Source organism: Streptomyces sp. NBC_00388, assembly GCF_036061255.1.
GTDB lineage: Bacteria > Actinomycetota > Actinomycetes > Streptomycetales > Streptomycetaceae > Streptomyces.
Window position 1 is genome coordinate 6,509,214 of sequence record NZ_CP107948.1, and the last position, 11,517, is coordinate 6,520,730.

At 70.3% G+C, this 11,517-nt stretch carries 11 protein-coding genes; 1 reads left to right on the forward strand and 10 read right to left on the reverse strand.

What is annotated here, in order from left to right:
* Nucleotides 1–20: 20 nt before the first annotated feature.
* The 3 genes from OG917_RS28970 to OG917_RS28980 form a co-directional block, all read right to left on the reverse strand.
* Nucleotides 21–659 (reverse strand): DUF5819 family protein, encoded by a 639-nt coding sequence (locus tag OG917_RS28970; protein WP_328321153.1) that lies wholly within the window; start codon nt 657–659, stop codon nt 21–23.
* Nucleotides 656–979 (reverse strand): hypothetical protein, encoded by a 324-nt coding sequence (locus tag OG917_RS28975; RefSeq protein ID WP_328321155.1) that lies wholly within the window; start codon nt 977–979, stop codon nt 656–658. Before OG917_RS28975 ends, OG917_RS28970 begins: the two co-directional genes overlap by 4 nt.
* A gap of 1,007 nt (nt 980–1,986) precedes the next feature.
* Entirely contained in the window at nt 1,987–2,754 is a 768-nt protein-coding gene (locus OG917_RS28980; RefSeq protein ID WP_328321157.1) for a TetR/AcrR family transcriptional regulator, read from the reverse strand.
* Nucleotides 2,755–2,842: 88 nt separating this feature from the next.
* On the opposite strand from OG917_RS28980, the gene OG917_RS28985 reads away from it, so the two are divergent.
* A complete protein-coding gene (locus tag OG917_RS28985; protein ID WP_328321159.1) occupies nt 2,843–3,715 on the forward strand; it encodes an SDR family oxidoreductase in 873 nt (290 codons plus the stop codon).
* A 50-nt stretch (nt 3,716–3,765) separates the two neighbouring features.
* Here the strand turns inward: OG917_RS28985 and OG917_RS28990 are convergent, their stop codons facing one another.
* The 7 genes from OG917_RS28990 to OG917_RS29020 form a co-directional block, all read right to left on the reverse strand.
* Nucleotides 3,766–5,130: an NtaA/DmoA family FMN-dependent monooxygenase gene (locus OG917_RS28990; RefSeq protein ID WP_328321161.1), complete on the reverse strand. Its 1,365-nt coding sequence runs from the start codon at nt 5,128–5,130 to the stop codon at nt 3,766–3,768.
* Nucleotides 5,127–6,368: an LLM class flavin-dependent oxidoreductase gene (locus OG917_RS28995; RefSeq protein WP_328321163.1), complete on the reverse strand. Its 1,242-nt coding sequence runs from the start codon at nt 6,366–6,368 to the stop codon at nt 5,127–5,129. The genes OG917_RS28990 and OG917_RS28995 overlap by 4 nt, the downstream gene beginning before the upstream one ends.
* 67 nt (nt 6,369–6,435) lie before the next feature.
* On the reverse strand, nt 6,436–7,206 hold the full coding sequence (locus OG917_RS29000) for a GNAT family N-acetyltransferase (protein ID WP_328321165.1): 771 nt from the start codon (nt 7,204–7,206) through the stop codon (nt 6,436–6,438).
* 95 nt (nt 7,207–7,301) lie between these two features.
* A complete protein-coding gene (locus OG917_RS29005) occupies nt 7,302–8,318 on the reverse strand; it encodes an ABC transporter substrate-binding protein (RefSeq protein ID WP_328321167.1) in 1,017 nt (338 codons plus the stop codon).
* Between the two features lie 90 nt (nt 8,319–8,408).
* Nucleotides 8,409–9,215, reverse strand: coding sequence for an amino acid ABC transporter ATP-binding protein (locus OG917_RS29010; RefSeq protein ID WP_328321168.1), 807 nt, complete (start codon nt 9,213–9,215; stop codon nt 8,409–8,411).
* A complete protein-coding gene (locus tag OG917_RS29015; RefSeq protein ID WP_328321170.1) occupies nt 9,212–10,240 on the reverse strand; it encodes an amino acid ABC transporter permease in 1,029 nt (342 codons plus the stop codon). The genes OG917_RS29010 and OG917_RS29015 overlap by 4 nt, the downstream gene beginning before the upstream one ends.
* Before the next feature lie 696 nt (nt 10,241–10,936).
* The gene (locus OG917_RS29020) at nt 10,937–11,467 is read right to left on the reverse strand and encodes a MarR family winged helix-turn-helix transcriptional regulator (protein WP_328321172.1); all 531 of its coding nucleotides are present in this window, start codon (nt 11,465–11,467) and stop codon (nt 10,937–10,939) included.
* Nucleotides 11,468–11,517 lie beyond the last annotated feature (50 nt).

Sequence of the window (11,517 nt, forward strand, 5' to 3'; positions counted from 1 at the left end):
GATTCGGGCCGATACCCTCCTCATTTCGTTTCGCCTACCTCTCGCCAGGCCAGGTCCTGATATTTTGTGGTCCCCGTGGCGGAAGCATCCTTGCGTTTGGACCACGGTGGCAGCTCATGCAGGTACGCGCGTACCTGGACCGCGGCAGGGTGCCCGTCGCACACGCCCGGCATCTGCGCGAGCGAGTACCGGGACATGAACCTCTCGGCCTGGTCCTGTGATGTCTTCTCGTACGGCAGAAGAGGAAGCTGCTTCTTCTTTTTTTCCTTCCTGGTGTCCCTCAGCCTCTGCAAAAGCGGATCACCGTTGTCCAGCTGCGTGATGGTCCCACTGACCAGCCGGCTTACGCGTGACGGGAAGAAACGGTCGTGCTGGAGTTTTTCCACATAGGGCTGTGTGACGTCGTAGAAGTCTGTCACTGTGCCGTCGGCGCACCTGGCCCGTGACAGGATTCCCCGGTCTTCCGACATCGGGTTCGGGGCGAAGAGCATCCAGTTCTGCGCCAAATAGGGTTGCATGACCGCGTTGACCTGGTCGTAGTACTTCACCTTGACCGGGGTGAGGGGGGTCTGGGAAAAGGATGCGAGCAGGAAGTAGGCGCCCAGGAGGGCAGCGCCGAAAATCAGCGCTGCCCTCCTGACCATGATGTGTTGTGTCACTTGTCGAAGACCGTGTCGATCTCGTTGATGTTGCTGGTCTTCTCGGCCGGCGTGACGCGGAGCCCAAGGAAGTCACCGGCAACCTTGCCGGCCGCACTCGCGACGGACGGGCACGCGGCCTTCACGTGGACAGCCGCCTTGCCTGCCAGCTTCGCCAGGCCCCCGATCGCCTGCGGGTGCACGTCATCGTTCTGCTTGGCCGAGACCTGAGCGGAGACGTCCGCGGTCGGAGCCGCGGCCTGCGCGGAACCCTGAGTGCTGATCACCAGGGCGAGACCGCCCAGAGCGACTCCGGTCGCAGCGACGAACTTCTTCTTCATTTTTCCCCTTCGCGCCTCTGGCTTGCACCAGGGCTTGCATTCAACGGCTACTGCAGGACACGGAACCGAGGGGTTTGTGCAGGGCCGGCGCTTGATGCAAAGGCGCCGGGATCTGCATTCAACCCCGCATGTCACCCACAGGGCAGACGGCCGCCTTGTCAAGCAACTGCTTTTGCGTTCACTCCGATACCGGATGGTTCGCAAATTGCTGTCACTTCCCCCGTGAATTCGTTATTACCTTTTCATGACCGGAGATTAGTTGTCCAGGGAAGCGATCTTTCTCCTCGTTGCTTGATCATTTCGCTTGACCTCTTCTTTACGGTCTGATCATGAGCCCTCAAAATTTGCATAAAAGGGACATAGGGATGGCCCTGAGTCCGGTTCTTGACGGATTCATGGGTTCCACTTTTTTGTTTCTTTGCTCGAAAGTGTCTTTCTGGCCAATGCCGCCGACGGGGTGAGCGCCACCAGGGGGTCAAGATGGCTGGATTCACGCGAGGTGGTGTGAACAGCACCACCCCCACGCGCCCGCAGGGGGCTGCCGTCCGGTACTTCGCCGGCCCGGGGCGCCTGAGGGCTGTTCTGTCGATCGCGGTGCGATGGGCCTCCGAGGCGCTCACTCTTCGGTCGAGCTTGGGTCGAGAGGAGCGGGGGTGTGGCGGCTCAGCGGGCGGGGTGGCGTGGCGGAATTCCCGGCCGCGGCTTGCTGTCATCCGAGCGCGGAGTCGCACGGCGGGAGGGCCCTGCGCAGTGGCGAGCCCTGGTGGGCCGGGTTCTGGATCCGGCTGCGGCCCCCGAACTCGCCCTCCATGACCTGCCCATGGGGGGGCGTCCTTTCCCGCCTCGGTGAGGCCGGCCCTGAACCGTTTTCGGAGGCCGCAAGGCCGAGCGGGCCGGCCGCTTCCCCGGCTCGGCCGAGAGGAACGGGATGCTGCGGCTCGGCGGGCTCGGCGGCGGGGTGGGCTGATCCTTTTGGTGGCGTGACCGCGGGCCGGGGTGGCGATGCCTCAGCCGTCGGACGCGAGGCGGGTCAGCCACTCCCCGAGCAGATGCTGCTCCGCGCCGCTGAGCGTCGTCTGGTCGGGGAGTGCGGCCTGCAGAGCGCGGGCGGCGCCCGCCGGGCCTGCGGTCCGTACGGCCGGCTCCTCGTTGGTCACGGCGGCGACCATGGACTCCCGCAGCGTGCTCAGCAGCGCCGGGTCGCGCCGATCCTCGGGCGTCGACAGCCAGGTGAGCACAGCGCCGCGCGCCGTCGCGTGGATGAGCGCGGCCGCGAGCTCCTCGTCGACGCGGAGCCAGCCGCCGGCGGCGAGGCGCCGGATGCGGCCCATCAGGATCTTCATCCCGGCCTGGAAGGCGGCTGACGCTTCCCTGGTGGGTTCGCTGTACATCAGGGAGTACAGGGCGGGATTGGCCAGGCCGAACTCGACCGCCAGGTCCCATCCCGCCCGCAGGTCCTCGATGGGGTCCTGCGGTTCGGGTTCGGTGCGCCTGCCCTGCTTGGTTGCGAGGAACGAGGCGAAGCCGTACTCCGACACCGCGTCGAGGAGGCCCGCCTTGTCGCCGAACAGCCGGTAGATGGCCGGGGGTTGCAGGCCTGCTGCGACGGCGACCGCGCGAGTGGTGACGGCGTCGCGGCCCTCGCGTGCCAGCAGATCGGCGGCTGCCTCGATGACCCGCTGCCGGGGATCCCGGTCTGCGGCTGCCGCGTCGGTGGCTGTGGCGTCGGACTCGATGGGGGCCGAGCCGTCCCTGACTGATGGGCGTGATGGCATGTATCAACGATACCGCTCGAACTGTTCCCTCGATAATATCGGTGATACCTTGAAATTGATTCCAATGGAACTACCGCTGGGGAGAATCATGATCGTCGTGACTGGGGCCACCGGAAAGCTCGGACAACGGATCGTCGAGAGGCTGCTGACGCGCGTCCCCGCCGGCCGGGTCGGGGTGAGCGTCCGCGACCCGCAGAAGGCCCGGGCCTTCGCCGACCGGGGTGTACGGGTGCGGCGCGGCGACTTCACCGACGCGGACAGCCTCGCCCACGCCTTCGAGGGCGCTTCGCAGGTGCTGATCGTGTCTGTCGACAAGATGGGTGAGGAGACCGTGCGGGATCATCGCGCCGCGATCGACGGAGCCGTCGCCGCGGGCGCCCGCCGCATTCTCTACACCAGCCAGATGGGCGCGGGCGCCTCGTCGCACTTCCAGGCCTGCCGCGACCACGCCGCCACCGAGGATGCGCTGCGCGCGTCCGGCGTGCCGTTCACGTCGCTGAGGAACGGCTTCTATGCCGCCAGCGCGCTTCAACTGGCAGGTCCCGGGCTGGAGTCCGGTGACCTCGCGCTGCCCGCCGACGGCTCTGTCGCCTGGACCGCGCACGCCGACCTCGCCGAGGCCACCGCGGTCATCCTGGCCGACGAGGGCTGCTTCGACGGGCCCACGCCGCCGCTGACCGGGGCGCAGGCGCTGACCTTCGGGGACATCGCGCGCCTCGCCGCCGAGGTCACGGGCCGCACCCTCACCAGGACCACCGTTCCCGACAGCCACTACCGGGAGCAGCTGGTGGGCCATGGCGTTCCCGCCGGGCCGGCGGAGCAGCTGCTGGGCATCTTCGCGGCGAGCCGCGCCGGCGAATTCAGCACCGTCGACGCGACGCTGACCACCCTGCTCGGCCGCGAGCCCATCGCCCTGCGCACGGTCCTGCGTGAACACCTGACGCCAGGCGCCGCGTACTGACCGGGCCCCCGGCGCCGGTGCCCGCCCCCCCCACTCGGTGTCCCCGGACCTCAGCGGACCCGCGGCAGGCGGTCCGGGACGCGCAGCCCGAGGTGATCGCGGAGCGTCACCCCCTCGTACTCGGTACGGAACACCCCGCGCTCCTGCAGCAGCGGGACCACCGTGTCCGCGAACTCGTCCAGGCCGCCGGGGACCAGATGCGGCGCCAGGATGAAACCGTCGGACACCTCGCTCTGCACGGCGGCGTTCACCGCTTCGGCGACCGTGGCGGGCGAACCGATGAACGTCTGGCGCGCGCTGGTCTCGATCACCAGCTCACGGATGGAGAGCCCCTCCGCCTTCGCACGCTGCCGCCACTCGGACGCCGTGGCCAGCGGGTCACGCACCATCCGCACGCTGGCCCGGCCGCGCGCCCGTGTGTGCTCCCCGGTGTCGGGGTCGATCTCCGGCAGCGGACCGTCCGGGTCGTAGCCGGACAGGTCCCGGTTCCAGACGTGCTCAAGGAACTTGATCGCGGTCTGTCCGCTGACCTGGCCGCGCCGCACCTCGTGGGCGCGCTCCTCCGCCTCGGCGTCGGTGTCGCCGAGCACGAAGGTGGCGGCGGGCAGGATCAGCAGCTCTTCCGGTGTGCGCCCGTGGCGGGCCAGCCGCCCCTTGACGTCGCGGTAGAAGGCGCGGCCCGCCTCCGGCGCGGAGTGCCTGCTGAAGATCGCGTCCGCCGTGGCGGCCGCGAACTCCCGACCCTGGTCCGAGTCGCCGGCCTGGAAGATCACCGGCCGGCCCTGTGGGGAGCGCGGCACGTCGAACCGGCCCGCGATGTCGAAGTGCTGGTCGCGGTGGGCGAACGTACCTGCGTCCGGCGTACGGAGATACTGTCCGCTCTCCCGGTCGGCCAGCACCTCGCCGTCCGCCCAGGAGTCGAACAACTCCCAGGCGGTGCGCAGGAACTGCTCGGCGCGCGTGTAGCGGTCCTCCTCGGGGAGGAAGCCGCCGCGCCGGAAGTTCTCCCCGGTGAAGGCGTCCCAGGAGGTGACGACGTTCCACGCGGCCCGGCCGGCCGACAGATGGTCCAGCGAAGCGAACTGCCGTGCCACCTCGTACGGTTCGTTGAAGGTGGAGTTGATCGTGCCGGCCAGTCCGATCCGGTCCGTCACCGCGGCGAGCGCCGCGAGCACGGCGAAGGTGTCCGGGCGGCCGACCACGTCCAGGTCGTAGATCTCGCCGCCCTGCTCCCGCAGCCGCAGACCCTCGGCCAGGAACAGGAAGTCGAATCGGGCCCGTTCCGCGGTGCGTGCGAAGTGGCTGAAGGAGGCGAAGTCGATCTGGCTGCCGGCCTCGGGGTCGCTCCAGACCGTGGTGTTGTTGACCCCGGGGAAGTGGGCCGCGAGATGGATCTGCTTCTGGGTGCCGCTCATGACTGTCCTCCGGCCCGGACTTGGGCGTAGCGGTTGGCGGGCCTGGCCAGGCCGAGCAGCCCGCGCAGCGAGTCGGCCTCGTAGGCGCGACGGAAGGCGCCCCGGCTCTGGAGTTCGGGGACCAGCCCCCGGGTGATGGCGGGCAGGTCGTGACCGGTCACGGCGGGGCGCAGCCGGTATCCCGTCAGGCCCGCGCGCTGCCAGTCGAGGAGCAGGCCGGCGAGCTCGGCGGGGGTGCCGGTGAACACTTCGGCGTCGCTGGTCAGCGGGGCGCCGGCCGTGTCGTCGAGACGCTGTCTGCGGTCCTTCGCTGCGGCGGCGCTCTCGTCGATGAAGACCACCAGGTCCCCGAAGACGTGGACGGTGTCCTCGTGCCGTCCGGCCGCGTCCCGGGCGGCGAGGATCTCCCCGGCGGCGGCCCGCGCTCCTGCGGCGTCGTGCGGGGTGACGTACCCGACGTCGGCGGACCTCGCCACGAGTCCGTACGGGACGGACCCGTGCGCCAGCGCGGTCACCAGGGGCTGGCCCTGTGGCGAGCGCGGAGTGATGGACGGGCCCTTGACGCTGAACCGGTCGCCCCGGAAGTCGATGTAGTGCAGCTTCGCGCGGTCGATGAACCGGCCGGTCGCGACGTCACGTATCTCCGCGTCGTCCTCCCAGCTGTCCCAGAGCCTGCGGAGCACCTCGACATAGTCGGCGGCCTCACCGAGCAGCTCGGCGGCCAGTTTCTCCCGGTCGGCAGCCCCGGCCTCCCCGGGCGTGACGTCCGGCAGCTGCCGCCGCCCGAAGTGCGCCACCTCCTGCGGTGAGGCGGAGACCCGTACGCGGACGCCTGCCCGCCCCGCGCTGACGTGGTCCAGGGTCGCGATGGCCTTCGCGAGGTGGAACGGCTCGGTGTGAGTGACCACCGCGGTCGGGACCAGTCCGATGTGGCGCGTCAGCGGTGCCACGGTGGACGCCGTCAGCACGGCGTCCAGCCGGCCCCGGACCTGGTCGGTGCGCCGGTCGTCACCGGCCGGGTCGGTGGACTGGAGCGACAGGGCGTCCTCGAAGGTCACGAAGTCGAGGAGACCGCTCTCGGCCTCCTGCACGGTGTCCAGCCAGTAGCGGGCGGTGAGGAGTTCGCCGGGACGGGACACGGTCTCCCGCCAGGAGGCGGGGTGCCAGCCCGTGCCGTCCAGTGCGACGGCGAGATGCAGGGGGCCGGGGGGTGAGGAAGGGGAGGGAGAGGGGGACATGTCCGCGAGGTGCCTTTCCTGAGGGGCGGCGGGGGGTGCGGGGGAGCGGCGGCCGGTCTGCGGCTGGTCAACTCCCCGGTACGGGAGGGGAGTTGCCGCCGGGGACCCGGACCACGACGAACAGACTGCGGCGGCGCAGCCTGAAGCCCATCGACAGATAGAGCCGGACGGCGTTCTCGTTCTCGGCCGCCGCGTGCAGGAACGGTGTGTCCCCGCGCTCGCGGACGCCGTCCGCCACATGGCGTACCAGCCGGGAGGCGAGCCCCTGGCCCCGGTGTCCGGCGTCCGTGCAGACGGCGCTGATCTCGGTGTGGCCGGGTGGGCGCAGCCGCTCACCGGCCATCGCCACCAGCCGTCCGCCGCGCCGGATCCCCCAGTACGCGCCCAGTTCGATGGTGCGGGGGAGGAAGGGGCCGGGCCGGGTCCGTGCCACCAGGTCCAGCATCTCGGGCACATCGGACGGTGTCAGCCGCACGGCCTCCGGGTCGGATGCCGTGCGCAGCGTGTCGGCGACGAGCTGCACTCCCGCGCCGCTGCGGACCGTCTCCCAGGTGTCCGGTACGGCCGTGACCCCGGTGACCGCGGTCTCTTCACCGGGGCCGACCAGTACGGCCAGGTCGTCCCAGGCCTGCGGGGACGCCGGATCCGCAAGCGCGACGAAGGGCGCCACGTCCGTCCGGTACCGCGCGGCGGAACCGACCGTCTCGGCGAACCGCCGGTGCGGCCCGGTGAGCGCCGCCCAGGCGGCGTTGTCCAGCAGATGTGCGGGGTCGGGTCCGGCGGCCGGACCCGGCGCGGGCAGGGGGAGGTGCTGCGGCGGCTGGATGCCGGTGGACATGGGGCGCCTTCTCTTCTCGCTGGGGACATCTCCGCGGCACGCGCTGCGGGGTGAGGCGCGCGTACGTCCTCGCGCCGGGCGGGTGGCGGCAGGGCTCAGGAGTTGGTGGCCGGCAGGCCGGGCGGGTTGACCTCGGCGCTCTTCACGGCCTCGTTCCCGAGGTTCCATGTCCGCAGCCACTTGGTGTACTGACCGTTCTTGATCAGGTAGTTGATGGCCTCGGACAGGGGCTTGGCCAGGCCGCTGTCCTTCTTGGCGGTCGCGCAGATCAGGCCCTGCAACGAGACTCCGGCACCCGAGAAGGTGCCCGCGCTGCGGGTGGCCTGCGGGGTGGAGGCGGTACGGGTGATGTGGTACGAGAGGCTCGGGTTCGGGCCGAAGTAGGCGTCGATCTTCTTCGAGTTCAGCGCCAGATAAGTACTGTTGCTCTCCTGGTAGTACTTCACTGTCAGCTTCTTGCCCTCGGCCGCCAGCTTGTCCCGCCACTCCAGCAGGAGCTTCTCCTGGTTGGTGCCCGCTCCGACCGCGACGGTTCTGCCCGCCAGGCTCTTGTACGTGCCGTCGAAGTTCCAGTCGGAGTCCTTGCGCACCTCGAAGCCGAGGTTGTCCTGCCGGTAGCAGGCGAACTCGTACTTCTTCTTCCGCTCCTCGGTGTCCGTGATGTTGGAGAAGCCCGCCTCGGTGCGCCCGCTGTCGATCCCGACGAACAGGTTCTCCCAGGTCGAGTTCTTCACGTCCGGCTGCAGACCGAGGACCGCGGCGATCAGCCGGGCGAGGTCCGGCTCGGACCCGGTCAGGGTCTTCTGGTCGTCACCCACGTATCCCAGGGGCGCCGAGCCCGCCGGGAGCATGCCGAGCCCGATCGTCAGCTTGCCGTCGGCAGTCACGGACTTGGGCAGGTGTGCCCGGATCGCGGCCACTTCGGGGACGTCCAGGACGGTCTTCCTGGCGGCGCCGTTCGAGAACGCGCCGATGACCACCGACCCCTTGGCGACGGTGCCCGATGAGCCGGACGCGTCATCGCTGCTGCCGCAGGCGCTGAGCCCGGCGGCCAGGGTGAGGACGGTGCCGGCGGCGGCGAGCGTGGAGAGGCGTGATCTGCGGCGGGGCATGGCGGCATCCTTGAGGGTGAGTACGGGGAACGGGACGGAGGAGCCGGTGGGGCGGCAACGGGGAAGTCGGCGAGGAGAGATGACGACCCGTCAGGGAACCCGGCCGAGGAACTCCCGGGTGCGGGCCGCACGGGGGTTGTCCAGTACCTCAGCCGGCGGGCCCTGTTCGACGATGCGCCCGTGGTCGAGGAAGACGACCTGGTCCGCGACCTCGCGGGCGAATCCGATCTCGTGGGTCACCACGATCAGCGTGGTCCCGCCGGTCGCCAGCTCCTTGATGACGGAGAGGACCTCGCCGACGAGCTCCGGATCGAGTGCCGAGGTCGGCTCGTCGAAGAGGATGACCCCCGGTTCGAGGGCGAGCGCCCGCGCGATGGCCACCCGCTGCTGCTGGCCGCCGGAGAGCTGCCGCGGATACGAGCCGGCCTTGTCCGCCAGACCCACCCGCTCCAGCAGGGTGCGGGCCAGGTCCCGGCCGCCCTCCCGGCCGGTGCGGCCGGTGGCTGTCGGGGCCGCGGCGACGTTCTCCAGCACGGTCAGGTTCGGGAACAGGTTGAAGTGCTGGAAGACGAAGCCGATCCGGCTGCGCTGGGCCCGTATCGTCCGCTCGGGCAGCTCCTTCAGCCGCCCGCGGTGGTGGCGGACCCCGATGGGGTCGCCGCCGACGGTCACATGGCCGATGTCCAGCTTCTCCAGATGATTGACCGCCCGCAGGAGCGTCGACTTTCCCGAGCCGGACGGGCCGACGACGACGGTGACCGATCCCGGTTCCACCGTCAGATCGATGCCGCGCAGCACCTGGTGGTTCCCGAACCACTTGTGTGCCCGGTGGATCTCCACGGCGACCGGCGCCGAGCGGGCGGTTGCCTGCGGGATCCCGGATGTGCTGACGCTCATATGCCGGCTCCGACCGCGATACGGGCACGGGCGCTGCGGATCGCGGACCGGATCTTCTGCAGCGGTGTGAGAGGCAGGGTGCGCAGCGCGCCCCGCGAGTAGTGGCGCTCCACGTAGAACTGGACCACCGATACGGCGCTCGTCAGGACGATGTACCAGAACGTGGCGACGAGCAGGAGCGGCACGATGTCCCCCGGATAGGTGCTGCCCAGACTCTGCACGGTGCCGAAGAGGTCGAGCAGCGAGACGTAGAACACCAGGGATGTGCTCTTGACCAGGCCGATCAGCTGGTTGACGTAGGTGGGCACGATGACGCGCAGGGCCTGCGGGAACACGATGCGCCGGAACTGGAAGCCGCGCGGCAGGCCGAGCGCCGAGGCCGCCTCGTGCTGGCCCTGGTCCACGGAGAGCACCCCGGACCTGACCACTTCGGCGGCGTACGCGGCCTCGTTGAGGCTCAGGCCGACCACGGCGACCACCATGTCCGTGGCGAGGCGGGACTCGTCGAACCTGAAGAAGGCAGGGCCGAACGGGACGCCCAGGCTGAGCGTCCGGTACAGCGCGCTGAAGTTGTACAGGAACAACAGGACGACGATCAGGGGTACGGAGCGCAGCAGCCAGATGTAGACCCAGGATGCCGACCTGAGCACCGGATTGGGGGAGAGCCTGCAGAGCGCGAGGACCACACCGCCGATGAGCCCGGCCACCGCGCTGAGCGCCGCGACTTCGAGGGTGATCACCAGTCCGTCGAGTACCACGGGCCGGAAGAACCAGTAGGCGAAACGGTCCCACTGGTAGAAGGGGTTGCTCACCAGCCCGTGCGCGAACTGGGCGGCCAGGACCACGACCACGGCCGTCAGCACCCAGCGCCAGGGGTGGCGCAGCGGCAGTACCCGCTCGGCCGCGAGCCGCGGGTCGTGCGCCGGGCCGGAACCGGTGTCCGGACGCGCCGGGGGCCGTCCTGGCGGGACGGGCGACGAATCGGCGGTCACCGGCTCGTCCGGTGGCGCGGACGTCTCGGGCATGGGTACTCCAGGAGGCAAGAGTTGGCCGGACGGCGGGCAGCGGTCGGGCTGAGTCGGAAACCCCGGGCAGGGGCCCTGGAAAGGCGGTACGGACGGGCTTCGGGCGCCGGCCGGATTGTGTCCGGGCGGTCAGCGGCCGCGGTGCGGAGCGCACTCCCGCGACCCGCCGGTACACGGGCAACAGGGGGGACCCGCGGGCGGCTGCGCGCACCGGGAGCCGGGGCGCGGCACGGCGCGGCGGAGGTGGCCGGCTGCCGCCCTCTGCGGTGCGCTCTCCATGCTGCTCACCCTGGATCTCTCTGCCGTACAGGCGTCCGTCCGGGACGCTCGGTCGAACGGGCGGCACACGGAGCCGTGGCCGCCGGGCCGGCGGGGGTCCACCGGGCCGGTCCGGCGTCAGTAACCCATGCGGGGAAGACGGCGTCAATGCGCGGGCCGGGTGTGTGAACGGGCTCGCGGGGCGGGGCGCACGGTCCGCGGAGCGCACGGCTCCGACCCCTCTGAACAGGAGAAACGCCCCCATGCGGGAGAGCATGGGGGCGCGTTGTCAGGGCGGGGCGGGCAGCTGGGGGCGCCGTTCATTTCGTGCGGCCGTAACACGGGCTTCATCGCCCCGCACACGGTGGAAGCGCTGCCCTGACACAGCGTTCATGTTCCGGGCCGTGGTCAGGAGCGGCCGGGCAGGCGCCGTGCCGCTCAGGCTCCCCCGGCCGGGGGAGCCGCCGTGTCGTCGTCGAGGTGGGCGAGCTGGGCCGTGACATCGTCCGCGAGGCGTGTCAGCAGGCGGCCGAGGTCGTCGCGGTCCTGCTCCGGCCAGTGGGCGACGACTCCCGTGAACCATCCGATGAGGGTGTGCGCGTAACGGTCGGCCGCTCGCGCGCCGTCGTCCGTCGGCTCGATGAGGCTGACGCGTCCGTCGTCCGGATCGCCGATCCGGCGGACCAGGCCGCGCCGCTCCAGCTGCTGGACCTGCCGTGTGGCGTGGGGCTGGACGACCTGCACCTTCTCCGCGATCTCCTTGACGCGCAGCGGCTTGCCCGCGAAGTGGAGAGTGAGGAGCACGGAGAAGGCCGGGCGCTCCACCGTGACGCCCGCGGCGTCCATCGCGTGCTGGACCAGACGGCCACGGCTGACGGCGTTGCTCAGCTGTGCCAGGCGGGGCATCACGGCCAGGACGCCGTCCTGGCCGTCGGCGTGCTTCGGTCCACCGAGTGGTGACGTGTCCATCCTGACTCCAGTTGCATACATAAAACAGGTATCTATATGGTGGTGGTCGA

Bases quoted from the DNA above. Each gene is read 5' to 3' on its own strand.
- OG917_RS29020 (WP_328321172.1), bottom strand. From the start codon at position 11,467: ATGGACACGTCACCACTCGGTGGACCGAAGCACGCCGACGGCCAGGAC.
- OG917_RS29010 (WP_328321168.1), bottom strand. From the start codon at position 9,215: ATGAGCGTCAGCACATCCGGGATCCCGCAGGCAACCGCCCGCTCGGCG.
- OG917_RS29005 (WP_328321167.1), bottom strand. From the start codon at position 8,318: ATGCCCCGCCGCAGATCACGCCTCTCCACGCTCGCCGCCGCCGGCACC.
- OG917_RS29015 (WP_328321170.1), bottom strand. From the start codon at position 10,240: ATGCCCGAGACGTCCGCGCCACCGGACGAGCCGGTGACCGCCGATTCG.
- OG917_RS28985 (WP_328321159.1), top strand. From the start codon at position 2,843: ATGATCGTCGTGACTGGGGCCACCGGAAAGCTCGGACAACGGATCGTC.
- OG917_RS28980 (WP_328321157.1), bottom strand. From the start codon at position 2,754: ATGCCATCACGCCCATCAGTCAGGGACGGCTCGGCCCCCATCGAGTCC.
- OG917_RS28975 (WP_328321155.1), bottom strand. From the start codon at position 979: ATGAAGAAGAAGTTCGTCGCTGCGACCGGAGTCGCTCTGGGCGGTCTC.
- OG917_RS28995 (WP_328321163.1), bottom strand. From the start codon at position 6,368: ATGTCCCCCTCTCCCTCCCCTTCCTCACCCCCCGGCCCCCTGCATCTC.
- OG917_RS28990 (WP_328321161.1), bottom strand. From the start codon at position 5,130: ATGAGCGGCACCCAGAAGCAGATCCATCTCGCGGCCCACTTCCCCGGG.
- OG917_RS29000 (WP_328321165.1), bottom strand. From the start codon at position 7,206: ATGTCCACCGGCATCCAGCCGCCGCAGCACCTCCCCCTGCCCGCGCCG.